The sequence below is a fragment of the Promicromonospora sp. CA-289599 genome (genome assembly GCF_050936155.1).
In the GTDB taxonomy this organism is placed as follows: Bacteria; Actinomycetota; Actinomycetes; order Actinomycetales; family Cellulomonadaceae; genus Promicromonospora.
In genome coordinates this window covers 5,110,920-5,135,738 of record NZ_JBNJNI010000001.1, presented here as the reverse complement: position 1 = coordinate 5,135,738, position 24,819 = coordinate 5,110,920, and the positions used below count along the sequence as shown (strand labels likewise).

The 24,819-nt window shown below is 72.4% G+C and carries 22 protein-coding genes; 14 read left to right on the top strand and 8 right to left on the bottom strand.

What is annotated here, in order from left to right; translation table 11 throughout:
* Positions 1-87 precede the first annotated feature (87 nt).
* The 4 genes from ACQEVI_RS22855 to ACQEVI_RS22840 all read left to right on the top strand — a co-directional run bounded on the left by ACQEVI_RS22855 (position 88) and on the right by ACQEVI_RS22840 (position 5,370).
* A complete protein-coding gene (locus ACQEVI_RS22855; protein WP_432903273.1) occupies positions 88-1,752 on the top strand; it encodes a thiamine pyrophosphate-binding protein in 1,665 nt (554 codons plus the stop codon).
* A gap of 286 nt (positions 1,753-2,038) precedes the next feature.
* Positions 2,039-3,343 carry an ABC transporter substrate-binding protein gene (locus ACQEVI_RS22850; protein ID WP_432903270.1) on the top strand — a complete coding sequence of 435 codons (1,305 nt, stop codon included), beginning with the start codon at positions 2,039-2,041 and terminating at the stop codon, positions 3,341-3,343.
* Between the two features lie 6 nt (positions 3,344-3,349).
* On the top strand, positions 3,350-4,435 hold the full coding sequence (locus ACQEVI_RS22845; protein WP_432903267.1) for a carbohydrate ABC transporter permease: 1,086 nt from the start codon (positions 3,350-3,352) through the stop codon (positions 4,433-4,435).
* On the top strand, positions 4,432-5,370 hold the full coding sequence (locus ACQEVI_RS22840; RefSeq protein WP_432903264.1) for a carbohydrate ABC transporter permease: 939 nt from the start codon (positions 4,432-4,434) through the stop codon (positions 5,368-5,370). Before ACQEVI_RS22845 ends, ACQEVI_RS22840 begins: the two co-directional genes overlap by 4 nt.
* Here ACQEVI_RS22840 and ACQEVI_RS22835 read toward each other — a convergent pair.
* The gene (locus ACQEVI_RS22835) at positions 5,360-7,360 is read right to left on the bottom strand and encodes a DUF2264 domain-containing protein (protein WP_432903261.1); all 2,001 of its coding nucleotides are present in this window, start codon (positions 7,358-7,360) and stop codon (positions 5,360-5,362) included. The genes ACQEVI_RS22840 and ACQEVI_RS22835 overlap by 11 nt on opposite strands.
* A gap of 206 nt (positions 7,361-7,566) precedes the next feature.
* Here ACQEVI_RS22835 and ACQEVI_RS22830 point away from each other — a divergent pair, with 206 nt between their 5' ends.
* The 4 genes from ACQEVI_RS22830 to ACQEVI_RS22815 all read left to right on the top strand — a co-directional run bounded on the left by ACQEVI_RS22830 (position 7,567) and on the right by ACQEVI_RS22815 (position 12,754).
* Positions 7,567-8,682 (top strand): substrate-binding domain-containing protein, encoded by a 1,116-nt coding sequence (locus ACQEVI_RS22830; RefSeq protein ID WP_432903258.1) that lies wholly within the window; start codon positions 7,567-7,569, stop codon positions 8,680-8,682.
* Positions 8,683-8,762: 80 nt separating this feature from the next.
* Positions 8,763-9,773: a hydroxyacid dehydrogenase gene (locus tag ACQEVI_RS22825; protein ID WP_432903255.1), complete on the top strand. Its 1,011-nt coding sequence runs from the start codon at positions 8,763-8,765 to the stop codon at positions 9,771-9,773.
* 62 nt (positions 9,774-9,835) lie between these two features.
* Complete coding sequence (locus ACQEVI_RS22820) at positions 9,836-12,160, top strand: glycoside hydrolase family 9 protein (RefSeq protein ID WP_432903252.1); 2,325 nt, start codon at positions 9,836-9,838, stop codon at positions 12,158-12,160.
* 18 nt (positions 12,161-12,178) lie between these two features.
* Positions 12,179-12,754: a hypothetical protein gene (locus ACQEVI_RS22815; protein ID WP_432903249.1), complete on the top strand. Its 576-nt coding sequence runs from the start codon at positions 12,179-12,181 to the stop codon at positions 12,752-12,754.
* A gap of 3 nt (positions 12,755-12,757) precedes the next feature.
* On the opposite strand, the gene ACQEVI_RS22810 is transcribed toward ACQEVI_RS22815, so the two are convergent.
* A complete protein-coding gene (locus ACQEVI_RS22810; protein ID WP_432903247.1) occupies positions 12,758-14,125 on the bottom strand; it encodes an FAD-binding oxidoreductase in 1,368 nt (455 codons plus the stop codon).
* 138 nt (positions 14,126-14,263) lie between these two features.
* Between ACQEVI_RS22810 and ACQEVI_RS22805 the strand changes: the two genes are divergently transcribed.
* Entirely contained in the window at positions 14,264-14,785 is a 522-nt protein-coding gene (locus tag ACQEVI_RS22805) for a PH domain-containing protein (RefSeq protein WP_432903243.1), read from the top strand.
* 146 nt (positions 14,786-14,931) lie between these two features.
* Entirely contained in the window at positions 14,932-16,311 is a 1,380-nt protein-coding gene (locus ACQEVI_RS22800; protein WP_432903240.1) for a PH domain-containing protein, read from the top strand.
* 51 nt (positions 16,312-16,362) lie between these two features.
* Here the strand turns inward: ACQEVI_RS22800 and ACQEVI_RS22795 are convergent, their stop codons facing one another.
* The 3 genes from ACQEVI_RS22795 to ACQEVI_RS22785 form a co-directional block, all read right to left on the bottom strand.
* On the bottom strand, positions 16,363-16,689 hold the full coding sequence (locus ACQEVI_RS22795) for a DUF5808 domain-containing protein (protein WP_432903238.1): 327 nt from the start codon (positions 16,687-16,689) through the stop codon (positions 16,363-16,365).
* Positions 16,690-16,805: 116 nt separating this feature from the next.
* Positions 16,806-17,753 (bottom strand): diacylglycerol/lipid kinase family protein, encoded by a 948-nt coding sequence (locus ACQEVI_RS22790; RefSeq protein ID WP_432903235.1) that lies wholly within the window; start codon positions 17,751-17,753, stop codon positions 16,806-16,808.
* A gap of 49 nt (positions 17,754-17,802) precedes the next feature.
* Positions 17,803-18,756, bottom strand: coding sequence for a helix-turn-helix transcriptional regulator (locus ACQEVI_RS22785; RefSeq protein ID WP_432903232.1), 954 nt, complete (start codon positions 18,754-18,756; stop codon positions 17,803-17,805).
* A 126-nt stretch (positions 18,757-18,882) separates the two neighbouring features.
* Here ACQEVI_RS22785 and ACQEVI_RS22780 point away from each other — a divergent pair, with 126 nt between their 5' ends.
* The gene (locus ACQEVI_RS22780) at positions 18,883-19,332 is read left to right on the top strand and encodes an SRPBCC family protein (protein WP_432903229.1); all 450 of its coding nucleotides are present in this window, start codon (positions 18,883-18,885) and stop codon (positions 19,330-19,332) included.
* A 101-nt stretch (positions 19,333-19,433) separates the two neighbouring features.
* Here the strand turns inward: ACQEVI_RS22780 and ACQEVI_RS22775 are convergent, their stop codons facing one another.
* The gene (locus ACQEVI_RS22775) at positions 19,434-20,006 is read right to left on the bottom strand and encodes a dihydrofolate reductase family protein (protein ID WP_432903226.1); all 573 of its coding nucleotides are present in this window, start codon (positions 20,004-20,006) and stop codon (positions 19,434-19,436) included.
* A gap of 226 nt (positions 20,007-20,232) precedes the next feature.
* Between ACQEVI_RS22775 and ACQEVI_RS22770 the strand changes: the two genes are divergently transcribed.
* The gene (locus ACQEVI_RS22770) at positions 20,233-20,913 is read left to right on the top strand and encodes an alpha/beta fold hydrolase (protein WP_432903223.1); all 681 of its coding nucleotides are present in this window, start codon (positions 20,233-20,235) and stop codon (positions 20,911-20,913) included.
* A 65-nt stretch (positions 20,914-20,978) separates the two neighbouring features.
* Here the strand turns inward: ACQEVI_RS22770 and ACQEVI_RS22765 are convergent, their stop codons facing one another.
* Complete coding sequence (locus tag ACQEVI_RS22765) at positions 20,979-21,572, bottom strand: hypothetical protein (RefSeq protein ID WP_432903220.1); 594 nt, start codon at positions 21,570-21,572, stop codon at positions 20,979-20,981.
* 145 nt (positions 21,573-21,717) lie between these two features.
* On the opposite strand from ACQEVI_RS22765, the gene ACQEVI_RS22760 reads away from it, so the two are divergent.
* Both ACQEVI_RS22760 and ACQEVI_RS22755 read left to right on the top strand, forming a co-directional pair.
* The gene (locus ACQEVI_RS22760) at positions 21,718-21,927 is read left to right on the top strand and encodes an EF-hand domain-containing protein (protein WP_432903217.1); all 210 of its coding nucleotides are present in this window, start codon (positions 21,718-21,720) and stop codon (positions 21,925-21,927) included.
* A 97-nt stretch (positions 21,928-22,024) separates the two neighbouring features.
* A complete protein-coding gene (locus tag ACQEVI_RS22755) occupies positions 22,025-23,176 on the top strand; it encodes an ROK family transcriptional regulator (RefSeq protein WP_432903214.1) in 1,152 nt (383 codons plus the stop codon).
* A gap of 68 nt (positions 23,177-23,244) precedes the next feature.
* On the opposite strand, the gene ACQEVI_RS22750 is transcribed toward ACQEVI_RS22755, so the two are convergent.
* Positions 23,245-24,750 (bottom strand): glycoside hydrolase family 36 protein, encoded by a 1,506-nt coding sequence (locus ACQEVI_RS22750; RefSeq protein ID WP_432903211.1) that lies wholly within the window; start codon positions 24,748-24,750, stop codon positions 23,245-23,247.
* Between the last annotated feature and the right edge of the window lie 69 nt (positions 24,751-24,819).

Genomic DNA, 24,819 nt, shown 5'->3' with positions numbered 1-24,819 from the left:
AGGGGCGCGCGGCAGCCCTCCAGCCGGGCCGCACGGGACACATACGGACCGCACCACTCATCCGTCACTGTTTCCCTGGAGGCCCCTGTGCCCACCGTGTCCGCACACGTCGCCCGTACCGTCGCCCGCCATGTGGACCACGTCTTCGGGGTCATGGGCAACGGCAACGCCTGGTTCCTCGACGACCTCACGCGCTCGACGCAGGCCCGGTTCACCGCCGTCCGCCACGAGGCCGGTGGCGTGGTCGCCGCCGACGCCCACTTCCGCGCGTCCGGCCGCATCGCCGCCGCCACCGCCACCTACGGCGCCGGGTTCACCAACGCGCTCACCGCGCTCGCCGAGGCCGCAGCGGCCCGCGTGCCGCTCGTGCTGCTGACCGGCGACGAGCCGACGTCGGGCCCCAGGCCCTGGGACGTGGACCAGATCGCGCTCGCGGCCGCCGTCGGCGCGCGCACCTATACCGTCGGCCGCGCGGACGCGGCGGCCACGAGCGTCATCGCCATCGAGCACTCCCTGACCTACCGCGTGCCCGTGGTGCTGGCCATCCCCTACGACGTCGCCGCGCTGGAGGCCGGGCCCATCCCCGACGCGCCGGAGCCCACGCTCCCCGCGCCGATGGCACCGACCGGGCCGTTCGACGCCGCCGCCGTCACCGACCTCGCCAAGCACCTCGCGACCGCCGAGCGGCCGCTGCTGCTCGCCGGGCGCGGAGCCTGGCTCGCCGGAGCGGGCCCGGCACTCGGCGACCTCGCGGAGGCGACCGGGGCGCTGACCGCCACCACCGCGCTGGGCCGGGGAATCTTCCCCGACGGCCGGTACGACCTCGGCGTCGCAGGCGGCTTCGGCGCCGAGCGGGCGATGGAGCTGGTGCGCGAGGCCGACGTCGCCGTCGTGGTCGGGGCGTCGCTCAACCAGTTCACCATGCGGTTCGGCGACCTGTTCGCGCCCGGCACCCGCGTCGTCCAGGTCGACACCGCGCCCGCCGCGACGCACCGGCACGTCGGGGGCTTCGTCCGGGGCGACGCCGCCCTCGTGACCCGCATCCTCCTGGAGGAGCTGAACACCCTGGCCGCCAAGCCGTCCGGCTGGCGCGAGACGGTGGACGTCGCGGCGGCCCGACGCTACGACACCGGCCCCGCCGACGGGATCGCCCCCGACGGGCGACTCGACCCGCGCGCCGTCGCGCACCGCCTCGCCGACCTGCTGCCCGCGCAGCGCGTGGTCGTCTCGGACGGCGGGCACTTCATCGGCTGGGCCAACATGTACTGGCCGGTCGCCTCCCCCGACCGCATGGTGATGGTCGGCACCGCCTACCAGTCCATCGGGCTCGGCTTCCCCAGCGTCGCCGGCGCCGCCGCGGCCCGGCCCGACGACGCCGTCGTGCTCACCACCGGCGACGGGGGCGGGCTGATGGCACTCGCCGACCTCGAGACCGCGGTGCGCACCGCCGGCGGGCGCGGCATCACCGTCGTCTGGAACGACGCCGCCTACGGCGCCGAGGTGCACGTCTACGGGCGGCAGGGCATCACGAAGGAACCGATGCTCATCCCCGAGACAGACTTCGCGGCCCTGGCCGCCGCCGTCGGAGCCGAGGGCGTCGTCGTGCGCTCGCTCGCCGACCTGGACCGCCTCGCGACGTGGGCCGCCGAGCCCGTCGCCGACCGCCAGTTCCTGCTGCTCGACTGCCGCGTCTCGGGGGACGTCGTCGCCCCGTACCAGGAGGAGATCCTGCGGGCGAACCGCACGCGCTAGGACGCCGACGCCGCGCAGGCCGAGACCGGTACCGATCACGATCGGTGCCGGTCTCGATCATTATCGATCACCTCGCACTCCACCTCCTGGGGCCGCAGAAACGGCGGGAACCAGCCGTTTCTCGGCCCTGTGGGCCGCCTGACCGGCCGCCGCTCGTTGACGCTCCGCGACGGCGCGAACGAGCATCAGCGACAGGTACGGGCGTCCGTCACGCGGACTCGTCGAGGCACGCCCGCCGACCGGTTGCCGTGGAATCCGGCCTCTCAGAACAGACAAAGGAGTCACCGTGCGAAGCATTCAGTCTGCCCGCCGCGCCACCGTCACGACGGCCGGCGCCGCGCTCACCGCCCTTGCCCTCGCCGCCTGTGGCGCGACCGCCGGCGACGGAGCCGGGGACGACGGTCCCATCACGCTCAGCGTCGCGACCTTCAACAACTTCGGGTACACCGCGGACCTCCTCGCGAAGTACTCCGAGGAGCACCCGGACGTCACCGTGGAGCTCATCGACGCGGCGAGCGCCGAGGACGCGCGGACCAACCTGACCACCAAGCTGGCCGCCGGAGGCGCGGGCCTGGCGGACGTCGAGGCGATCGAGGTCGACTGGATCAGCGAGCTCGCTCAGTACCCCGAGCTGTTCACGGACCTGGCCGACCCGGAGCTCGACGGCCGCTGGCTGGACTGGAAGGTGGAGCAGGGCACGACGCCGGACGGCAAGCTCATCGGCTACGGGACCGACATCGGCCCCGAGGCGATCTGCTACCGCCAGGACCTGCTTGAGGAGGCCGGTCTTCCGTCCGAACCGGACGAGGTCGCCGAGCTCCTCGGTGGCGAGGACGCCACCTGGGACGAGTACTTCGCGGCCGGCGCCGAGTTCGTCAAGAGCTCGGACGCCGCCTGGTATGACTCCGGCGTGGCCACCTATCAGGGGCTGGTCAACCAGGTCGAGCACGCCTACGAGAACGCGGACGGCACGCCCAAGCCGCTGGCCGGCAACTCCGAGATCAGGGAGCTGTTCGACACGATAGTGGAGCAGGACCGCGCCGGGCTGTCGGCCGGCCTCGCGCAGTGGGGCGAGGACTGGGCCACCGGGTTCCAGAAGGATGCCTTCGCGACGATGCTGTGCCCGGCGTGGATGACCGGCTCGATCGAGTCGAACTCGGGCGGCGTCGACGGCTGGAACATCGCGGACGTGTTCCCTGGCGGGGGCGGCAACTGGGGCGGGTCGTTCCTGACCGTCCCGGCGTCGGGCGCGCACGTCGAGGAGGCCAAGGAGCTCGCGGCGTGGCTCACCGCTCCCGAGCAGCAGACCGCGGCGTTCGAGGAGGCCGGCAACTTCCCGTCACAGGTCGAGGCGCAGCAGTCGGAGCAGGTCCAGTCGCACGTGAACGAGTTCATGAACGACGCCCCGGTGGGCAAGATCTTCTCGAACCGCGCCGAGGCGATCGAGGGCAACCCGTTCAAGGGCCCCAACTACTTCGCGATCCACCAGACGGTGCAGCTGGGTCTGGAGCGGGTCGAGACGTCGAGCGAGGACCCGGAGACGTCCTGGGCGAAGTCGGTCGAGGCGTACGAGACGCTCGGTCTGGAGTAGGACGACATGGCCGCACTCGAGCTCGTGAAGCCCGCGACAGGCTTCGCGCCACCTGAGCCTCGCCCGCCACGCAGGCTCGGTCTCTCGCAGAGACTGAGCCGGTGGGACGTCAAGGTCTCCCCCTATCTCTACATCTCGCCGTTCTTCGTCCTGTTCGGGCTGACCGGCCTCTTCCCGCTCGCCTACACGGCGGTGGTGTCGGTGTACGACTGGAACCTGCTGGGCGGGCAGGGAGAGTTCGTCGGCTGGCAGAACTACGCGGACGTGCTGGGGCAGGCGATCTTCTGGAAGTCGCTCGGCAACACGTTGTCGATCTTCGTGCTGTCGGCGGTGCCGCAGGTGATCATCGCGATCACGCTCGCGGCGCTGCTGGACCAGAACCTCCGGAACGCGACGTTCTGGCGGATGGGCGTACTGGTGCCGTACGTGGTGGCGCCGATCGCCGTGTCCCTGATCTTCGGGCGCCTGTTCGCGGACCAGTTCGGGCTCATCAACGAGCTCCTGGGTACCGTCGGCCTGGACCCGATCGGCTGGCACCAGGACCGGCTGGCCAGCCACGTCGCCATCGCGACGATGGTGAACTACCGCTGGACCGGCTACAACGCCCTGATCTTCCTCGCGGCGATGCAGGTAGTGCCCCGTGATCTGTACGAGGCGGCGACGATCGACGGCGCCGGGCCGCTGCGCCAGTTCTTCTCCGTGACCGTGCCGCAGATCCGCTCGACGATCATCTTCGTGGTCATCACCGCGACCCTCGGGTGCCTGCAGATCTTCGACGAGCCGCGACTGTTCGACGCCGCAGGTCTGGGCGGTGCCGACCGCCAGTGGATGACGACGGTCCTGTACATGTACGACGTGGCCTGGGGAAACCAGCGCGACTTCGGACGGGCGGCGGCGGTCGCGTGGATGCTGTTCGTGCTCGTCCTCGCCATCGGCCTCGTCAACTTCCTGCTCAGCCAGCGGATCGCGTCCTCGGGCAGGAGGGCACCGAGGGTCAGGCGTTCGGTGACCCGCCGGATGCTCGCCGACGCCCGCTCCGCCACGGCTGCCACCACGAACACCACCTCGACGACGGACCGGAGGGACTCATGAGCTCGGTCGCGACCACCGCCCAGGGGGCCGGCAAGGGGGCCGCGAGGGCGGCCGCCCGCAGGCGGGCACGTACTCAGCGGCCCACGAGACAGCACAGCGCGGGCTCGACACTGCGCCGGCCGGGCCGGATCACGTACACGGTCCTGGCGATCGTGCTCGTGGTCTCGGCGTTCCCGCTGTACTACACGCTGCTGCTGGGCTCCTCGGACCAGGTGTCGATCTCGCAGCGGGCGATCCCGCAGCTGTGGCCGGACGCGAGCATCTTCGAGGGCTTCGCCGACGTCATGGCGTCCAGCCAGATCAACTTCTGGCTGGCACTCACCAACTCCCTGGTCATCGCCGTGGTGGTGTCCCTCGCGACCGTGCTGACGTCGACCCTTGCCGGGTTCTCGTTCGCGAAGCTGCGCTTCCCGGGACGCGACGCGCTGCTGGTGTTCGTCATCGCGACCATGGCCGTCCCGACACAGCTGGGCGTCATCCCGATGTACATCCTCATGTCGGAGCTGTCGTGGATCGGCAAGATCCATGCGGTCATCGTGCCCGCCCTGGTCAGTGCCTTCGGCGTCTTCTGGATGACGCAGTACCTGGAGTCGGCGTTGCCCTACGAGCTGATCGAGGCCGCCCGGGTCGACGGCGCTTCGATGATCCGGACCTTCTGGAGCATCGCCGTGCCCGCGGCCCTGCCCGCCGCCTCCATGCTCGGCCTGTTCGTCTTCGTGATGCAGTGGACGATGTTCTTCTGGCCGTCGATAGTCCTCGGGTCACAGAACCCGACGCTGCCCATCGCGGTGCAGAACCTCACGGCCGGCTACCGCGACGACTACTCGTTGATCATGGCCGGAGTCTTCCTCGTCACGCTGCCGCTCCTGCTCGTCTTCGCCGTCGCGGGCCGCCAGCTCGTGGCAGGCATCATGCAGGGAGCGGTCAAGGGCTGAACGTGACCAGCCGCTCTGCTCCGGACGGCATGGTGACCCGCACGACGTACGCCCCGCCGGTCCCGGCCTCCACGACCACCTCCGGGTCGCGGTCGAGCGTCAGACCGGACGCCGGGCCGGACAGGCCGACGAGGACCGCATGGATGCTCACCGCGCCGGCCTGCCGCGAGGTCGTCACGGTGGGCACCCGTGCGAACGCGCCCAGCGCGTTCCCGCCCGCCACGTCCTCGGCGACCGGCTCGCCGGTCTCGCCGAGGACGGGCAGCAGCACGCTGACCAGGCCTCCGCGGCCGGTCAGCCGCAGCAGGCGCCCCACCCGCTCGACTCGTGGCGGCGTGTCGCCGGCCACCGCCCAGCCGCTGTCGACGACGGCGAGGCCCTCCCCCGCCTCGACCCGGTGGACACGGAGCTCCCAGGGCCCCTCCAGCACGCTGACCGTCTCGATGCGCGTCCCGGTGGCCTCGACCACGGTGTCGCCGTCGACCCAGGTAGGCACGTGCCAGGACCCCGCCCAGCCGTCGCCGGTCGTCGTCCGGTGGATCCGTCCGCGGCGCGAGATCCGGCTCTCCTGGAGCAGGCCGACGTGGTTGTCCGGCACGAGCGGCGCCGCCTCGCCCAGGATCGGCGCCGTCACGGTCGAGTAGGCGAGCCGCGAGTAGAGCGGGTCGTCCGCCACACCGGCGCGGTGGTTGTCGGTGCCGTGGTTCGCGACGCGCACGATCCCGTCCTCGACGGTCGAGGACACGACGAACCCCGGCGCGGGCATCGTGCGGGTGCGGCTCGCGACGGCCGCGGGCAGCGGCTCCTCGGCAGCCGTCCAGAACGGGTCCTCGGCATCGACCAGGAGACAGACGAACGCCTTCGACAACCAGAACGGGGACGCGGGGGCCGAGTACCCCTGGATCATCGGCGGGTACGGACCGAACCAGCCGAGGTACGGCACACCGTCCTCCCCGATGGCACCGTGGTCCAGGAAGTGGCGCAGCATCGCGCTCGCCAGGTGCCTGGTCTGCCCGGGCGGCCACTGCGAGCCCTGGTCGAGCACCGCCGCGAGCGGTGCGGCGGCGGCGGCCCAGCGGTAGGTGAGCGACCTGCCGAGGAAGAGCGGAGCGCCGTCCGCACCCACGAGGTCGTAGTAGGACTCAAGGAACTCCGCGAGCCGCGAGCGGTGGGCGGCCCGTGCGTCCGCCGACCGCCTGGCGAGGCGCGAGGCCGGGTCGAGCGACCGGCACATGCGGTGCCACAGGACGGGGTAGAAGTGCATGGCCCACCCGCCGTAGTGGTCGAACCGGTCGCCCTCCCCCGCCCCGTCGCGGTACCAGCCGTCGCCGACGTAGAAGTCCTCGATCCGGGACAGGTCGGCGTCGACGACATCGAGCTGGACGTCGCTCAGCGGATGGCCCGTCGTCGCCACGAACGTGGCGACGACCACCCGGAACCAGTGCCAGTTGTTGTCCGGCACGTCCACCGTGAACGCCCCGAGCAGCCACTCGATCACGGCGGTGCGGTGCTCGGCCGAGAGCCGCGCCCAGATCCAGGGCCGGGTCTGGTGCAGCGCGAGCGCCACAGAGGCGGCCTCGACCAGTGCCTGGATGCAGTCGGGCGAGACCCTGGGCCAGGCCTCGGGATGGGCGGCGTCCGTACCCGCGACGAGCCCGGACGTGTACTGGTCCAGGAGCTCGGGGGCGACCTCGCCCGTTCCCGACAGGCGCCACGCGAACAGCAGGAACGTGCGCGCGTACCCCTCCAGCGCGTCCGAGTCCGCCCCGTTCCACGACTGGGGACCCTCCAGGACGATCCCGGCACCGCTCGCGGTCGCGGAGCGGGACGCCGAGCGCAGCAGCCCGTCGGCCGCCGCGATCCAGTGCTCGCGGGTGAGTCCGCTAGACGGGCTGGTGGCAAGGTCGGCGGCCGGTGCGGGACCCCAGGCCGCCGGCCAGGAGTGGGGCGTACGGGTGGTTCCGTCGGCGGGCCGGGGCGTCGGTGTCATGCACCGATCCTCACGGCGCGGGCGGAAGGCGTCCAACGGCGGTGATCGATTATGATCGGTCTGCTCGTCCCCGGTCCGCACCCGCGTCCGGCACCCGGCACAGTGGCCGGTACCGGCACCGTGGCCGGCACCGGCAGCGCAGGCGGCAGATCTGGTGGCGAGCCGGCGGCATGGCCGGCACCGCCGGAGTGACGACAGGGGTCCCGATGACCGCACGTGAGCGGGAGATGGCCGCACGACGCAGGGCGGCGATCCTGACGGACCTCGGCCTGCACGGCTCGGTCCGCGTGCAGGAGATCGCCGACCGGTTCGGGGTCTCCCTGGTCACCGCACGGCGCGACGTCGTGGCGCTGGCTCGTCAGGGCAGGTTGCAGCGTGTCCACGGCGGCGGGGTGCTCGTTCCCACGGAGGCGGACGACGGCACCCGGCACGGTGTGATCGGGGTCGTCATACCGTCCGGCCACGGCTACTTCCAGGAGATCCTCGCGGGCGCTCGGCAGGGTGCGCGGGAGGCGGGCGTCCGGCTCATCCTGGCGACGTCGTACTACGACGAGGCCGAGGAGAGCCGAATCGTCGACCGGCTGCGGCGTGCGCGCGTCGACGCCCTCCTGATCGCCACGGCACGGCCGACCGACCAACGGCTCCCGTCCTGGTTCGCCACCTTGGACAGACCCGTCGTGCTGGTCGAACGGCAGTGTGCCGCGCGCGGTGTCGACTACGTCCGTTCCGAGCACGAGGCGGGAGTGGAGGTCGCGCTGGACCACCTCGCGCAGGAGGGCCACGAACGAGTGGCGCTGGCGGTGCTGTCCTCGACACCGACCTCGGTCCGGCTGATCGCCGGGTTCGAGACCGCGCTCGCCGCGCGGAGCGGGATGCACGCCCCGTTCCCCCCGGTGACCTTCGTCTGGGAGGACCAGGACCTGTCGCAGCGCAACGCCGCACTCGAGTCGCTCCTGGACAGCTGCGCGGCCACTGGGACGACCGCGGTGATCGTCCATTCCGACGACGACGCCGTCGCGCTCCTCGGCCTGGCCCTCGAGCGAGGACTGCGGATACCCCAGGACCTCTCGATCGTCGCCTACGACGACGTCCTGGCAGCCCTCGGGTCCGTACCGCTCACCGCGGTCGCCCCGCCCAAGTACGACGTCGGGCGCCTCGCGGTGTCGGTCGCCGCGCGCCGGGTGACGGCCGGGGACCGCGCCGCGACCCAGCGTGTCCGCCTCGTCCCCCGCCTCGTCCGGCGGCGCTCGACCGCACCGCCCGGCACCCCACCGCCCGGCACCACACGGACGGCGCCGCACGACGCCGGTGATCGCTCTTGACCGCTTTACCGGGGTGAGACGGCGCCCTGCCCCGCCGTGCCGGGATGATCGTCCGACCAGCCCCGGACCATGAGGATGCCATGTCGCGACCAGAGCCGTTGACGATCTCCTTCGCCATGCAGCGCGCACTCAGACCTCGTCTCTTCGACGACGAGACGATGCGGAGGCTGGCGGCGCTCGGCGATCTTCGCACCGAGGTCATCGATGACCTCGCGCCGCCCGCGGCGCGCCGGCAGCTGCATACGACCGACCTCCTGATCACCGGATGGGGCTGCCCCGTGATCGGCCCCGCGGTCCTGGCGAGCGGCCGGCTCCAGGCCGTCGTCCACGCCGCCGGGACGGTGAAGAACCATCTCTCCGATGAGTTCTGGGCCTCGGGGGTCGCCGTCAGCTCGGCAGCCGACGCCAACGCCGTCCCGGTCGCCGAGTACACCGTCGCGCAGATCCTGCTGGCGAACAAGCAGCTCGACACGATGCGGGCCGCGTACCGCGACGAGCGGGCAGGCGCGGACTGGAACGGGCGGTTCCCCGAGGCGGGCAACTACCAGCGGACGGTGGGTGTCGTCGGAGCGTCCCGGATCGGCCGGCGGGTGCTGAACCACCTGGCCGCCTTCGACCTCGAGCTGCTGCTCCACGACCCGTACGTCGACGACACGACCGCGCGCGGGCTCGGCGCGCGCCGGGTCGACCTGGACGAGATCTTCCTGGCGAGCGACGTCGTGACCCTGCACGCCCCCGACCTGCCGGAGACCCGGCACCTGGTCGACGCCCGCCGCCTCGCGCTCATGCGGCCGAACGCCACGCTGGTGAACACGGCCCGGGGCGGCCTCGTCGACACGGCGGCGCTCACCGACGCGGTCGTGGCCGGCCGGGTCCGCGCCGTCCTCGACGTCACCGAGCCCGAGATCCTCGCCCCGGACTCTCCCCTGTACGAGCACCCAGGAGTGGTCCTGACGCCGCACGTGGCCGGGTCCGTGGGCGGTGAGCTGCGGAGGCTCGGTCACACGGCGGCCGACGAGGTCGAGTCCTGGGTACGCACCGGAAGCTTCCGTAGCCCCGTACACCCCGAGACCCTCGCCATCATGGCCTGAGTCGCACCCGCCGACGGCCGACCGGGCCGTCGGACTCCACCCGAAGAACGAAAGAGGACAACGTGGTCCGAACACCATGGCGCATCGTCGCGCCGCTCGTCGCGCTGGCACTGGCGACCGGATCCCTGCCCGCCGCGGGGGCCGCCGTCGGCGAGGAGGAAGAGCTGCTGATCAACGGTACGTTCGACACGGGGCACAAGCCGTGGTGGACGAACGCCGGGATGACACCCGACGTCTCGACCGGCGAGCTGTGCGTCGACGTGCCCGCCGTCGCCAACCCGTGGGGGGCGATCGTCGGGCAGAACGACCTGGCGTTCCGGCCGGCGACCGAGTACACGCTCAGCTTCACCGCGCGGGCGGACCGGAACGTCACGATCCGGCCGGTGGTGCAGCCCGCCGACGGCTCCGCGGGTGGCACCTACCTGACCAGGAGCACGACGGTCGGGACAGTGGCCGCGACGACGACCTACACGTTCGTCACGCCCGACCAGGAGCTCCCGGTCAACAACACCCTGCACTTCCAGCTCGGGGGCGGGGGCGCGTACGGCGTATGCCTCGACGACGTGAGCCTCACCGGTCCGGCGTTCGAGTACGTGCCGGAGACCGGACCGGCCGTCAAGGTCAACCAGGCGGGCTACCTGCCACGCGGCCCGAAGGCGGCGACCGTGGTCACCGCGGCGACGCGGCCGCAGCGGTGGAGCCTGGAGTCGGCGACCGGAGAGCGGCTCGCCCACGGCGTCACCAGACCCCGCGGTACCGACCCCTCGTCCGGCGAGCGGGTGCAGACCATCGACTTCTCCCGGTACACCAGGTCCGCGCGGGACGTGCGGCTCGTGGTGGGCGACGCGTCGAGCCACCCGTTCGACATCGACGCCGACGTCTACCAGGACCTGCGGGCGGACTCGATGGCCTTCTTCTACACGAACCGCTCCGGCACGGCCATCGACGGTGCGGTCGCCGGGGCCGGGTACGCGCGGGAGGCGGGCCACGTGGGGGCGTTCCCCAACCAGGGCGACGTCTCCGTGCCGTGCCAGGAACCACGGGCCTGGATGGACGGCTGGACCTGCGACTACACCCTCGACGTCACAGGAGGGTGGTACGACGCGGGCGACCACGGCAAGTACGTCGTCAACGGCGGTATCGCCACCCACCAGCTGCTGACCGCCTACGAGCGCACGCTGCACGCCGACACCGTCGACCGGGGAGCGCTCGCCGACTCGACCCTGAGTGTCCCCGAACGGGGCAACGGCGTGCCCGACATCCTCGACGAGGCACGCTGGAACCTCGAGTTCATGCTCAAGATGCAGGTGCCCGACGGCGAGCCGCTGGCGGGCATGGCGCACCACAAGGTGCACGACGTCGAGTGGACCGGCCTGCCCATGCTCCCCGCGGCCGACCCCAAGGCCCGTGCCCTGCACCGGCCGTCGACGGCAGCGACGCTCAACCTCGCCGCCGTCGCGGCGACCGGAGCGCGGCTGTGGAGCGACATCGACCCGGCGTTCTCCGCCGAGCTGCTCCGGGCATCCACCACGGCGTACGAGGCCGCGCAGGCGCACCCGGCGCTGTTCGCGCCGCGCGCGGACGGCGAGTCCGGGGGTGGCCCGTACGCCGACTCCGACGTCTCCGACGAGTTCTACTGGGCCGCCGCGGAGCTCTATCTCACGACCGGCGCCGCGCGGTACCGGCGTGACGTGACCGCCAGCCCCCTGCACCGGGCGGACGTGTTCTCGGAGGGCTTCTACTGGGGCTCGGTCGCGGCCCTGGCCCGCCTGGACCTCGCCACCGTGCCGTCGCGCCTGCCCGACCGCGGCCGGGTGCGACGTTCGGTGGTGGCCGGCGCAGACCACCTCGTCGCGCTCCAGGAGCGCGAGGCCTTCGGCCAGACCTACACACCGTCCGACGGCCGCTACGCCTGGGGATCGAACAGCTCGATGCTCAACAACCAGGTGGTGATCGCCACCGCGTTCGACATCACGGGTCGCGCGAAGTACGCACGGTCCGTGCTCGAAGGGCTCGACTACCTGCTGGGCCGCAACGTGCTCGGGACGTCCTACGTCACGGGATACGGCACGGTCTACGCGCAGAACCAGCACAGCCGCTGGTACGCCCACAGCCTCGACCCGGCGCTGCCCGCCCCGCCCCGCGGGACGGTCGCCGGCGGGCCGAACTCGAGCATCCAGGACCCGGTCTCGGGGGCGTGGCTCGAGGGCTGCCTGCCCCAGTGGTGCTACGTCGACGACATCCGCGCGTGGGCGGTCAACGAGATCACGATCAACTGGAACTCGTCGCTCGCCTGGGTCGCCTCCTTCGCCGCCGACCTGGGCGACGGTCGGGGTGCGGGGCGCCACAACGGTTACGGCCCTGCCGAGACGAACCTGCTGAGATGAACCTGCCATGATGAACGGGTGACCGCCTACGACCTGCACGTCACCGAAGCCGACCCGGCGCGCGTCGTCACGGTCCTGCCCGGGAGCGGCTACACCGCCATGGGCCCCCTGCTCTGGTACACGCGCAGTGCGCTGCGCGACCTGGGCTGGACGGTCCGCACCCTGGAGTGGGTGGCCAGGCCGTCCTTCGGCACGGCGCGCGAGGCGTACGCGGAGGTCCTCGACGGCCGCCGCGGACCCGGCCAGGACGCGCTGCACCTGGTCGTGGCCAAGTCCCTCGGCACGCTCGCCATGCCGATGGCGGTCCACCTCGGCCTGCCGGGCGTCTGGCTCACCCCGGTGCTCACCAGCGAGCAGGCGCCCGACGTCCGGGAGACGGCCGCCGAGCTGGACGAGGACCACCTCCTGATCGGCGGTACCGCGGACCCCCTGTGGGACGGGGAGCTCGCGGACGGCTCGGAGGCCGACGTCCTGGAGGTGGAGGACGCCGACCACAACCTCGAGGTGCCGGGCACCCGGGCCGAGAACCTCGCGATCCTCGACGAGGTCGTCGGCGCGATCGAGGAGTTCGCGGGCTCGTTCGGCGAGGAATGACGGTCACTCCGCAGGTTCCGCCGCGAGCGCCGGTCCCGCCACGGGCGCGATGTTCTGGTTGAGGTGGAAGACGTTGCCCGGGTCGTAGACGGCCTTGACCGCGGCGAGGCGCGTGAGCTTCGCGGGCGGGTAGGCCCGCTGGACGCCGGCCGCGCCGTCGTCACCGAGCACGTTGACGTAGACGCCGCTGGCGAAGGGTTCCAGACGGGCCGCACTGGCCCGGGCCGCCGCGATCCTGTCGGCGTCCTCGGCCGGGTCGGTCCAGCCGGTGGCCGCCACGTACTCGAAGCGAGTGTCCCGCTGGCTGAAAGCGGCGTCGTCGTCGGGCACGTCGGCGATGGCGCCGCCGTAGGCCTGGAGGCCTGCCCCGACGCCGGGTTCGGTGGCGAGGAGCGCCTCGATCGCGCCGAGGGACAGGTCCCTGACGTAGTGCCCCTTCCAGTAGCGGCGCACGGCGTGGCCGGCCGTGCTGTCCTCCCGGGTCTGGAGGTCAAGGTAGGACAGCTCCTCGACCCGGCGGGCCACCGGTGTGCCCGGAGAACCGGGGACCGAAGTGAGCTCTGCCTCGAGCTCCGCCGCGTGCGCAAGTCCCTCCGCCGGGTCGCCGACCCACACCAGACCGAGCGCCACCACGCCGTCGTGCACACCGGCGGTGTAGGTGGCCGCGCGCGGGGCCCGCACGGCGAGGTCGCGCCACCGGGTGACGGTCGGAGCCGCTCCCCCGACCGGGAAGTCGAGCTCGACGCTCAGCGCGCGGGTGCCGACGTCGTGCAGCCGGAACTCGAACTCGGTGACGACGCCGAAGTTGCCGCCCCCGCCGCGCAGCGCCCAGAACAGGTCGGGCCGCTCGTCGGCCGACACGCGGACCACCTCACCGGCCGCCGTGACCACCTCGTAGGAGACGACGTTGTCGCAGGCCAGGCCGCACTGCCTGGCCAGCCAGCCCATCCCGCCGCCCAGTGTGAGCCCGCCGACGCCCGTGTGCGACACGTTGCCCGCCGTCGTCGCGAGCCCGTACGGCTGCGTCGCGGCGTCGAGCGCGCCCAGCAGCGCGCCGCCCTGCACCCACGCCCGCCTACGCTCCGGGTCCACCCGGACCGCGCCCATCGGCGTCAGGTCGATCATCAACCCGCCCTCGGGAACTCCGTGCCCGACGACGCTGTGGCCCCCGCAGCGGACACCGACCTCCAGGCCCTCCCGCCGCGCCAGCGCGAGCGCCGCCACCACGTCGTCGGTCCGGCGGGCGCGGACCACCAGGGCCGGCCGGTGGTCGACCATCGCGTTCCACACCGCGCGGGCCTCGTCGAACCCGGCGTCGCCCGGGCGCAGGACGTCGAGCCCTGACACCGCTGAGCCGTCGATCGTGTCCATGCTTCGCTCCTCCTCGAGCAGGGCCCCTCGTCCTGGTGCCCCGGTCCACAAGAGACCGTCCGGAGGCGGAGGACTCATCGCAGTCGGCCCACCCCGAATGGCGTTGCCGCCGTCGGCCCGGATTGGGACCATGGGGCCGTGACCGCGCCGACGATCGACGAGAGTCCGGATCCACCCCTGCGTCTGCGCCCGCCACGGCATGCCGTGGAACCGCGCGCCGTCGGCTGGTGGTCGCTGCAGCTCGTGCTCTGGATGGCAGCGCCCGTCGTGACCCTCGGCGTGCTGGGCCTCCTGATCCCTCCCGCCCGCCTGTGGCTGCTCGTCCCCGCCGGGATCCTTGCCGTCCTGGGGGTGCTCGCCGCCGTCGCCCTCCCCCGGCTGTGGTTCCGCCATCACCGCTGGGAGGTCACCGAGGAGGCGGTCTACACGCGCACCGGCTGGTTCTTCCAGGAGTGGCGGGTCGCGCCGCTGTCCCGGATCCAGACCGTCGACACGGTCCGCGGACCGCTGGAGCAGCGATTCGGGCTGGCGACGCTCACGGTGACGACGGCGTCCGCGAAGGGCGCGGTGAAGGTCGAGGGGCTCGACGCCGAGACGGCCACCGACCTCGCCGCCGAGCTCACCGTCGCCACGCAGGCCACACCCGAGGACGCGACCTGAGCACCGACGACCCGGCGTGGGAGCGGCTGGACCGCCGGGCCTTCCTCGCCGGCGGCATCTACACCGCGCTGCCGGCCGCGGGCGCGGCTCTCGTCACGGGCTACTGGCTGGCCGTCGGCGGCACCGTCGGCACTGCGCTGGCCTGGGTGCTGCCGGCCTTCGTGGTCATCACCGCCGCCGGTGCCGCGTCCGGCGAGTGGATGTGGCGGGTCACCAGCTATCGCGTCGACTCCGAACGGTTCCACGTGCACACCGGCGTCGTGTTCCGCAAGCGTCTCGCCCTGCGCCGGGAGCGGATCCGCTCGGTCGACCTCACCGCGGACCCGGTGCTGCGCGTGCTCGGCGCGGTGACCATGCGCGTGGGCACCGGCGAGAAGGCAGGGGCCGAGGGCACCGTCACGCTCTGGCCGGTGCGCCGCGCGTCCGCCGAGGCGCTGCGCGCCACCCTGCTGGCGCACGCCGCGCGGCCTGACGCCGACGGCGGGTCGCTGGCCCGGTTCGACCGCGGGTGGATCCGGTTCGCCCCGCTGTCCTTCCTCACCCCGGCGCTCGGGGCCGCCGCGGGCGGCGGCACGCTCCAGGTGGCCGAGTGGTTCGGGATGCAGCAGCGGGTGTTCGACGTCGTCGGGTCGTGGTTCGGTCTCGCCCCGGTGCTGCTCGTCGCCCTCGCGCTGGCCGTCGCACTGCTCCTCGTGGGCGGTGTGGCCACCGTGGCGCTCTGGGTCGAGACCTGGTGGAACCACACTTTGGACCGCCAGGCCGACGGCACGCTGCAGGTGCGGCGCGGCCTGCTCACCACCCGGTCGATCACGCTGGAGGAGTCGCGGCTCCGCGGGCTGGAGGTCGTCGAACCGCTCGCCGCCCGTCTCGCCGGCGGCGCGCGCGTGGACGCCGTCGCCACCGGGCTCACGACCGACGACGAGGACAAGACGGAGAGCCGAACCCTCCTGCCCACCGCGCCGAAGGAGCTCGCCGACCAGGTGGCCGCGAGGGTCCTCCGCGAGCCGACCCCGCCGACGTCGGCGCCCCTCACGCCGCATCCCGAGGCGGCCCGGGGACGCCGGCTGCGCTGGGCGCTCGGCACGGTGCTCGTGGTCGAGGCGGTGGTGCTCGTACTCGGGGCGCTGCTCGCGCCCGTGCTGCTCCACGTCGCGTGGATCAGCGCTCTCGTGCTCTTCCCCGTGGCGGTCGCGCTGGCGAACGACGCCTACCGCGCGCTGGGCCACACCCTCACCGGCGCGTACCCGGCCGGCTATCTGGTGGCACGCAGCGGCACCGTCCGGCGTGCGACGGTGGCGCTCCAGCGGCGCGGCATCGTGGGCTGGACCGTCCGACAGTCGTGGTTCCAGCGCCGGGCAGGGCTCGTCACCGTCGTCGCCACCACAGCCGCGGGCGCCGGCGCGTACGCCGTCCGCGACGCGGCAGTGGCGGACGGTCTCGCCCTCGCGGACGCCGCCGTCCCCGGCCTGCTGCGGCCGTTCCTGATCGGTGCCGACGCCGAGCCGGAGGTCACCCCGCTGCGTTGACGGCTCCGCTGACGGCTCAGCGGAGCCGACGACTCAGACGACTCAGACGACTCAGACGCCGGCCTTCTGCCGCACCACGGCGACGGCCTTGCCCATGTTCACGCTCCAGCCGACGCCGAACACGCGGGGCCCGACGACGTGCTCGGCATCCGGGTTCCACAGCCGTTCCTTGGCGCGCTCCAGGGTCGGGACGCGCAGCTCGTACGGGACGACCGACGCGATCTTGCCGTGCCAGGTCCGCTCCTCCTTCGGCCTGCGCAGCTCCTTCACGACCGCCGCGGCCGTCAGCGCGATCGCGACGAGCGTCAGGAACTTCTTGAGCCCTCCGCCGCCGTGCGCGGCCTTCTCGGCGTGATCGGTGTGCTTCTTGCGACCCATCGTGGTGCCTCCCGTGCTCTCGGTTCCCGCCTGCACGACCATCCTGGGGCATGTGCGCCCCACTGGCCCGTGCAACGCGCAGACGGTGCGACACGGACGGTGCAACACGGACGGGGTCAGCGGACCCGTACGGCGCCCGGCTGGATGGTGATGCTGACGCGGCGGGTCTCGCCCAGGTCCTCGCCGTCGATCTCGAAGACCCGCGGCTCCATGAGCTCGAGGCGCAGGCTCCGTACCCGGAGGTGCGTGGCGCTGTCGCTGCTCTCGGCCACCTTGCCGCCCGTCGCGAGGCGCTTGATCCCGTTGTCCCAGACCAGGTTCCGCATGGTGTCGAGCCAGCCGGCCGCGCCGTCCGCGCTCAGGAGGAGCAGATCCAGCTCGCCGTCGGAGGGGTCGGCGTCGGGCAGCAGGTTGAAGCCGCCCTGGAGCATGCCGCAGTTGCCGACGAGCAGCGTGTGCACGCTGTCCTCGCCGTGCTCCTGGCCGTCCGCGGTGATCCGGACGTCGAGGGTGTCGCTGGCGGCGATCGCGCGCCCCATCGACTCCACGTAGGCCAGCCAGCCGACCTTGTCCTTGAGGTCGTCATCGGTCTCGGTGATCATGTGCGCGTCGAGGCCGAACCCGGCCAGCACCGCGAACGCGTGGCGTTCGGGCCCGCCGGGGAGCTCGATCTCCAGCCAGCCCACGTCGATGGCCCGTGCCTCGCCGCCGAGCGCCCGGGTCAGGGCGCCGGGGATGTCGTTCAGCGGCACGCCGAGGTTCCGCGCCAGGAGGTTCCCGGTGCCGAGCGGGACGATCGCCAGCTCGGCGGAGGTGTCCGCCTCCGCGAGGCGTTCGGCGACGGCCCGGACGGTCCCGTCTCCGCCGGCGACCACGAGCAGGTCGGCGCCCGCGGCGAGCGCCTGCGCCGTGACGCCCTGGCCCGGGTCGTCCTCGCTCGTCTCGAACCAGATGGCCTCGAAGGTCGTCTCGGCCGCGGCGGCCGCCCGGTCCAGCCCGGACTCGAGGTCGGCCCTGGTCGTCTTGGCCGGGTTCCAGATGATGCAGACGCGTTGTGCGCTCATGGCCGCATGCTTCCACAGCCGGTCGGGTGCCTCGACCCGAACCCGCCGGTCACGGGTCCGCCGCCGCGGCGAACCGCTGGGCGAGGGCCCTGACCGCCTCCTGGAGCTCGGGCCCGCCCTCGACCCGGAAGGGGTAGGGCACGCTCGCCAGCCATTCCTGCGCGTACATCGCCGGGTTCCGGGTGCTGCCGACGAGGACGCACCCGTCGTCGACCGCTTCGAGCCGGCCCATCTGCGCGCCGACCCAGGGGGCGACGTCGGCGAGCGGGGCGTCGAACACGACGCGGGTGGTGAACTGCCATCCGGTGCCCAGGTGCTCCTCGAGCGCGGCCACGGGATCGAGGCCGTCGGGTGGTGTGAACCCCCGGTCGGTGTGCTCGACCGCGTGGACCCGGTCGACGCGGTAGGTGCGGGTGGCGCCGGCGCGGTGGGAGTGGCACAGCAGGTACCAGCGCCCGTAGCGCACGACGACGGCCCACGGGTCGACCTCGGCGACCCACTCGCTGCCGGACTCGCCGCGGTAGGTGACCAGCACGCGCCGTCGGGCGGCGATCGCGGCGACGAGCTCGCTGGTGACCGTGGTGTCGGGGCGGGCGGCGAACCGGTCGGGTGCGGCGGTCGCGTGCTCGCGCAGCGCGGCGGCCTGCCTGCCGACGTCCTCGGGCAGCGCCCGGATCACCTTGCCGAGCGCGGTGTCGACGAGGTCGTCCCCGTCGACGTCGGGGTGACCGTCGAGCACCGCCATGACCAGGCCGAGCGCCTCGGTCTGGGTGAACGTGACGGGCGGGAGCCGGGTGCCGCGGCCGAGGCGGTAGCCGCCGTGCGGCCCGCGGGCCGAGGAGACGGGGATGCCGGCCTCGCGCAGGATCTCGACGTAGCGCCGGGCAGCCCGTTCGGTGACGCCGAGCCGGTCGGCGAGCTCGTTCGCCGTCGTGCCGGGGCGGGTCTGCAGGACCTCCAGCGCACGGAGCGCACGCGCGGTGGGGCTGATCTCGGAGGGCACACGTGCAGGCTACGGCCATGTCCTCCAGGGCGTGCCGGGAGCGGGTGCCCGGCGCGTGTGCCCGGCGCACGTGCGAGTGGGTCCCACCCGGGTCACGGTGAAGGGACCCGACGAAAGGAGAGCCTCGTGGCCACCATCACGAAGTCGATCGACGTGGATGTCCCCGTCAGCGCCGTCTACAACCAGTGGACGCAGTTCGAGGAGTTCCCCCGGTTCATGGAGGGCGTCGAGGAGATCCGCCAGCTCGACACGACCCATACCCACTGGAAGACGAAGGTGGGCGGGGTCGAGCGGGAGTTCGACGCCGAGATCACGGAACAGCATCCGGACGAGCGGGTCGCGTGGACGAGCCGGACCGGGCCGCAGCAGGCCGGCGTCGTCACGTTCCACCGGCTCCAGGACGATCAGACCCGGGTCACCGTGCAGCTGGACTGGGAGCCGGACAACGCAACGGAGAAGGTGGGCAGCGCCCTGAACTTCGACGACCGCCGCGTCCAGGGCGACCTTGACCGGTTCAAGGAGTTCATCGAGTCGCGCGGCACCGAGACGGGCGCCTGGCGCGGCGACGTGAGCTGACCGCTGCTGCGCTGGCCGTCCTGCGCTGACGGGTGTGCTGACCGCCCCCGGGCCGATCGGTCCGGGGGCGGTCATCGCACGTGACAGACGGTACGGGACCGTCAGCGCACCACCTCGAAGATCTGCTTCTGGACGCCGTTCTTGTACGCCTCGTGCTCGACGAGGCGGAGGTTCTGGGCCGCCTTGTCGGCGTCGCTGAACAGCGGCTTGCCCTGGCCCAGGAGCACCGGGAACACGAGCAGGTGGTACGCGTCGATGAGTCCCGCGTCCGCGAGCGCCCGCGTGAGGGAGACGCTGCCGTGCACCTGGATCTCGCCGACGTCCGAGTCCTTGAGCTTCGCGACGTCGTCGAGCGAGCGCAGGATGGTGGTCTCGCCCCAGCCCTCGGTCAGGTCCGCCTCGGTGAGCGTCGTCGAGACGACGTACTTGGGCAGGGTGTTGTAGCGCGTGAACTCCTCCATGTCGGGCCACACGGGCGCGAACATCTGGTAGCTGGCGCGGCCCAGCAGCAGCGCGCCCGCCTCCTCCTGCTCACGGCCCTTGAGCTCGTACGCCTCCGGCGCCGGGGCAACAGTCTTGAAGGTCCACTCCGTGTCGTGCAGCTCGGGGTCCCCGCCGGTCGGGTCGACCTTGCCGTCGAGCGAGACGAAGTGGGTGGCGACGATGGTGCTCATGCGGGGCTCTCCTGGGTAGTGGTGGTTCACGTGGTGGTGCACGTGGCGGTGGCCTGCTCGGCCCTCTGCCTACTCTGACGACCGGGGACGAAAAACTCATCGGCATTCAGACATCGAATGAGACATCGGAAATGATCCGAGAACTGATCCGGAAGTAGAACGTCCGGAACTGGTTCTAGCGTGGTGCTCAACGGCATCCTGCCGCACTCACCACGGGAGAGAAATCATGGACATCCTGCTCATCGGAGGCCTCTGGCTCGACACGTCCGCCTGGGACGGCGTGGTGCCGGAGCTCGAGGCGCTCGGCCACCGTGCCGTGCCGGTCGCGCTTCCCGGACAGGGCGACGGCTCGACGACGGCGACGCTGGCGGACCAGGTCACCGCGGTGCTCGCGGCGGTGGACGCGAGCGCCGGCAAGCCGCTGGTCGTGGGCCACTCGGCCGCGTGCACCCTGGCCTGGCTCGCCGCCGACGCCCGCCCGGAGGAGCTCGCCGGCGTGGTGCTGATCGGCGGGTTCCCGTGGGACGACGGCAAGCTCTACGCCGACCTGTTCGAGATGACCGACGGCGTCATGCCGTTTCCCGGCTGGGGACCGTTCGAGGGCCCGGACTCCGCCGACCTCTCCGACGAGCTCAAGAATGCTTTCGCGGCCAAGGCGGTCCCGGTCCCCGAGGGGGTGGCCCGAGGCGTGGTGCAGCTGACCGACGAGCGGCGGTTCGACGTGCCGGTGGTCGTCGTGTGCCCCGAGTTCACGGCCGAGCAGGCGAGGCAGTGGATCGAGGCCGGCGACGTGCCGGAGCTCGCACGGGCGAAGAACGTCGACCTGGTCGACCTGGACTCGGGCCACTGGCCGATGTTCACCCGCCCGGCCGCCCTGGCAGCCCTGTTGGCCGACCCAGCCGCCTGACCCACGTCCGTTGAGTGCTGGATATTCGCCCTTCATTCGCGTGCGAAGGGGCGAATATCCAGCACTCAACGCTTCAGGCCGAGGGAGCGCAGCTCCAGGTCCGCCAGCTTGCGGACCGCTGTCGGGTCGCCGGATCGCCATGCGGCCACCGGGTCGTCCGAGATGCGGGTCAGGGACCTCAGCGGCTGGTTCGCCAGGGCACGCAGCGCCAGCAGCTGCGGGTCGGCGCCCACGAACCGCCGGGCGGCGGTCGCGCGCCGGATGAACCGGACCCGGAACGGCACGTACAGCACGGCGATCAGCAGCACCGGGACCAGGAACACCGCCAACCCGACGAGCAGCGCGATGTCGGCCACGGTCTCGGCCTGGGACCGGCCGGCAACGGCCAGGCTCTCTGCCGCGTCGGCGGCGCCGCGGAAAGGTGCGGCCAGGTCGTCCCCCACGCCGGGGATACCGCCGATCCGGCCCTCCACGTCGTGGAACCGGCCGGCCATCTCGTCGGCCGCCGACGCCGTCGCCAGGCCGGGCTGCCCGAGAGTCAGCGTCGCGTCGTGGGTCTCGCGTCCGGCCCAGGCCCAGCCCGCGATCCAGGCGAGCAGCATCAGGTCACCGAGCACCTGACGGGCACCTCGGGCGGGCGCTGCTGCGTACAACCTCATGGACAACCTCATTGTCTGGTCTTCCGGACGTCGGCAAGTCGCACGCGCACCGTAGCGGAACCGAGCCAGTTTCGGGGGCCGCCGCGACCGATCTGTGGTTGCATACTCCCCGACTTTGTTTTCCGACATTGCGGAGGTATTGCCCATGACCACCAACGACGAGCTCAGCCGTACGTTTGTCGAGTTCGACGGCGATGGCGACGGCCACATCACCGCCGACGAGTTCCGCCAGGCCATGGCCACGCGCGGCGAGGAGACCTCCGACAAGGACCTCGAGCAGATCTTCGGCAAGGCCGACAACGACGACGACGGCAAGATCAACCTCGCCGAGTTCACCGAGGCCTGGGACGCCTGACCCTGCCGCGCCGGTCGAGGGCCTGAACGGACGGAGTCCTACGCGCGCCCCACCGCTCGGTTGGGCCGGCGCCCGCCGGGCGCGAGAGGATGGCCCCGTGACGAAGCGCGAGAATCCCCAGGTCCGCGACCTCAACCTCGTGCGCACCTTCCGCGAGGTCCGCGCGAGTTCCGGGTCGACGACGACGGAGCTGGTCCGCGCGACCGGGCTGTCCCGCCCGAGCATCAACTCCCTGGTGTCCGAGCTGACGGACCTCGGCTGGGTAGTGGCGGTGGAGCCGGTGCCGAACGGTCAGGGCGGCCGCCCGCCGCAGCGCTTCCGCTTCCACGCCGAGATCGGCAGGATCCTCGGGATCGACATCGGGGTGCACCGGATCAGCGCCGTGCTGACCGACCTCGCCGGGACGGTCCTGGCCGGTCACGAGCTCGCCGTCGAGCCGACGGCGGCGCCAGCGCAGCGGCTCGACCGGCTCGACGAGGTCGTCGAGGCGGCGCTCGCCGGCGCGGGCGCGACGCCGGAAGCGGTCTGGTCGGTCGCCGCCGCCGTGACGGGTCCGGTCGACGCACAGGGCCGCACGTCGATGGTGAGCCCGCTGCCGGGCTGGGCAGAGGTCGACCTCGTCGGGCACCTCGGCCGCCGGTTCACCTGCCCCGTCCAGGTGGAGAACGACGTCAAGGTGGCCCTCCTCGCCGAGCACGAGTGGGGGGTGGTGAGCGGCGCCCGGGACGTCGTCTACATCCTCGCGGGGCTGCGCACCGGGGCGGCCGCACTTGTCAACGGCCGGCTGGTGCGGGGGCACGGCGGGGCCGCCGGGGAGATCGGCGCGCTCCCCGCCGTCCGCTGGCTCACGGCCCTGGAGGACCTGCAGCACGTGCCCGGCATGCCCGGGTCGCTCCGGGAGAGCGAACGGTCCGCGTGGACGTTCCGGCAGGCTCGGCAGGGCAATGCCGAGGCACGCGAGGCGGTGTGGCGGTACGCCCGCGACCTCGCGACCGGGGCCGCCGCCGTGGTGCTCACGCTCGATCCCGAGATAGTGGTGCTGGGCGGCGGCAGCACACCGTGGGCGGACCTCTGGGGCGCGGAGTTCGGCGCGATGCTCAGCAAGAGCGTCGTGCGGATGCCCCAGGTGAAGGTCTCCTCCCTGGGGCCCGACCACGTCGCGCGCGGGGCCGTCCGGCTGGCCATGGCCGACGTCGAGTCGACCTTCTACGCCGAGCGGCTGCTGCCCGCCGAACGCCCCCACGCCTGAGCCCTCGACGTGTCAGACCCTGAGGTCACCCTGGTGACCTGAGGGTCTGACACGTCGAGGAGGAGAACCTAGAGGGGGTAGTGGCCCGCTCCGCCGTCGATCGCCGGACCGAAGTCCACCAGGCGCGAGCCGATCCGGTAGCGGTAGCGGTCCACCCGCTCGGTGGCCGGCGTACTCGTGAGGAACTCGCGCAGCGCCGGTAGGTCGGCCGGCTCGATCCAGTCGGGCGGGTCCGAGACGGCGCGGAACGCCGAGAGCCGCGCACAGTCCCGCAGCCACTGCATCTGCTCGTCGCTCAGCAGGTTGCGCCGACGCCGGAAGTACACGACGTCGGGGTCGATACCGATCAGGCCGCGCATCCAGAGCCGGTTCACGCCGTTGAAGACGGCGTTGCGCGCCATGGCGTCGGACGGGTCGTCGCTGGCGTAGTTGTCCCACATGGGCGCCACGTCGGGCCCGGTGCGTACCGCGTTCAGCACTCCCAGCGACGGGAAGACCGGCGCGCCGGACCCCAGCAGGTAGACGTCCGGGCCGACGGCGTCCCGGACCAGCTCGATCGCCGAACGGTAGGCGGCCTCCCGGTCGACGTCCTCCGCGCGCACCCCGGCCACGGCGCCCGCATTGATGAAGTCGAGCTTGAGGTAGCTGAACCCCCAGTCGACGGCGCGCGTCACCGTCTCGGCGAGGAAGTCCCGCGCGTCCTGCCGCGTGAAGTCGAAGGTGTAGTAGTCGGTGCCCCAGTTGGACCCGGCACGGACCGGGGCGCCGTCGACGTCGCGCAGCAGCATCTGCGGGTTCTGCCGGACCACCCGCGACTGCGGCAGCGCGATGAACGGTGCGATCCACAGCCCGGGGCGCATCCCGCGGTCCGTGATCGCGGTGGCGGCGTCCTTCATGCCCGCGGCGAACTTCTCGTTCGGCGTCCAGTCCCCGACGAGCTCCTCCCAGCCGTCGTCGATCTGGACGGTGTCGAAGCCCAGCTCCGGGAGCTGCGGCACGATCTTGTCGAGGTCCGCACGGGAGACCGTCTCGTACAGCGAGTACCAGGACGACCACACGGTCCCCGGGTCCTCGCCCCGCACGCCGTACCGGTCCGCGAGCAGGTCGCGGTACCGCGTGAACACCTCGTGCTCGGTGCCGGCCAGCAGCACCCAGGAGGCCGCCCGCCCCGTCTCGGTCCAGGCGGCGAGCACGTCCCGGTCGGCGTGCAGCCTGGGGGTGTCGCCCTCCAGGCAGCCCAGCAGGTACGCGGTGGCGCCGTCGGTCACGGTCATCATCCACGACGCGTGGTGCCGCGACGGGTCGTCCCAGCCGGTGTCGTCGGCGGTCTGCCTGCGCCGGACGTCGGCGACGCGCAGCGGCTCCTGCGTGAGCCGCCGCCAGCCCGTCGGGGACCAGGAGTTCTGCCCGTTCCGGTAGACGTCGCCGTCGGCGATGCCGTGCAGGACGGACACGCGTGAGGCGTTCAGGAAGGTCTCCGCGACCTCCGTCGCCGGCCGAGCCCAGCTCGGCCGCTCCGCGCACACCGCGCCGTCAAGACGCATCGGGACGGTGGCCTGGGTTCCAGCTGACATGCGTTCTCCTCGTGGACGGCGGGAGCGGTGCCGCGCACCGCTCCCGCCGTGGTACGGACCGACACGAGG

Bases quoted from the DNA above. Each gene is read 5' to 3' on its own strand.
- ACQEVI_RS22845 (WP_432903267.1), top strand. From the start codon at position 3,350: ATGGCCGCACTCGAGCTCGTGAAGCCCGCGACAGGCTTCGCGCCACCT.
- ACQEVI_RS22840 (WP_432903264.1), top strand. From the start codon at position 4,432: ATGAGCTCGGTCGCGACCACCGCCCAGGGGGCCGGCAAGGGGGCCGCG.
- ACQEVI_RS22835 (WP_432903261.1), bottom strand. From the start codon at position 7,360: ATGACACCGACGCCCCGGCCCGCCGACGGAACCACCCGTACGCCCCAC.
- ACQEVI_RS22830 (WP_432903258.1), top strand. From the start codon at position 7,567: ATGACCGCACGTGAGCGGGAGATGGCCGCACGACGCAGGGCGGCGATC.
- ACQEVI_RS22825 (WP_432903255.1), top strand. From the start codon at position 8,763: ATGTCGCGACCAGAGCCGTTGACGATCTCCTTCGCCATGCAGCGCGCA.
- ACQEVI_RS22810 (WP_432903247.1), bottom strand. From the start codon at position 14,125: ATGGACACGATCGACGGCTCAGCGGTGTCAGGGCTCGACGTCCTGCGC.
- ACQEVI_RS22795 (WP_432903238.1), bottom strand. From the start codon at position 16,689: ATGGGTCGCAAGAAGCACACCGATCACGCCGAGAAGGCCGCGCACGGC.
- ACQEVI_RS22790 (WP_432903235.1), bottom strand. From the start codon at position 17,753: ATGAGCGCACAACGCGTCTGCATCATCTGGAACCCGGCCAAGACGACC.
- ACQEVI_RS22775 (WP_432903226.1), bottom strand. From the start codon at position 20,006: ATGAGCACCATCGTCGCCACCCACTTCGTCTCGCTCGACGGCAAGGTC.
- ACQEVI_RS22770 (WP_432903223.1), top strand. From the start codon at position 20,233: ATGGACATCCTGCTCATCGGAGGCCTCTGGCTCGACACGTCCGCCTGG.
- ACQEVI_RS22765 (WP_432903220.1), bottom strand. From the start codon at position 21,572: ATGAGGTTGTACGCAGCAGCGCCCGCCCGAGGTGCCCGTCAGGTGCTC.
- ACQEVI_RS22760 (WP_432903217.1), top strand. From the start codon at position 21,718: ATGACCACCAACGACGAGCTCAGCCGTACGTTTGTCGAGTTCGACGGC.
- ACQEVI_RS22750 (WP_432903211.1), bottom strand. From the start codon at position 24,750: ATGTCAGCTGGAACCCAGGCCACCGTCCCGATGCGTCTTGACGGCGCG.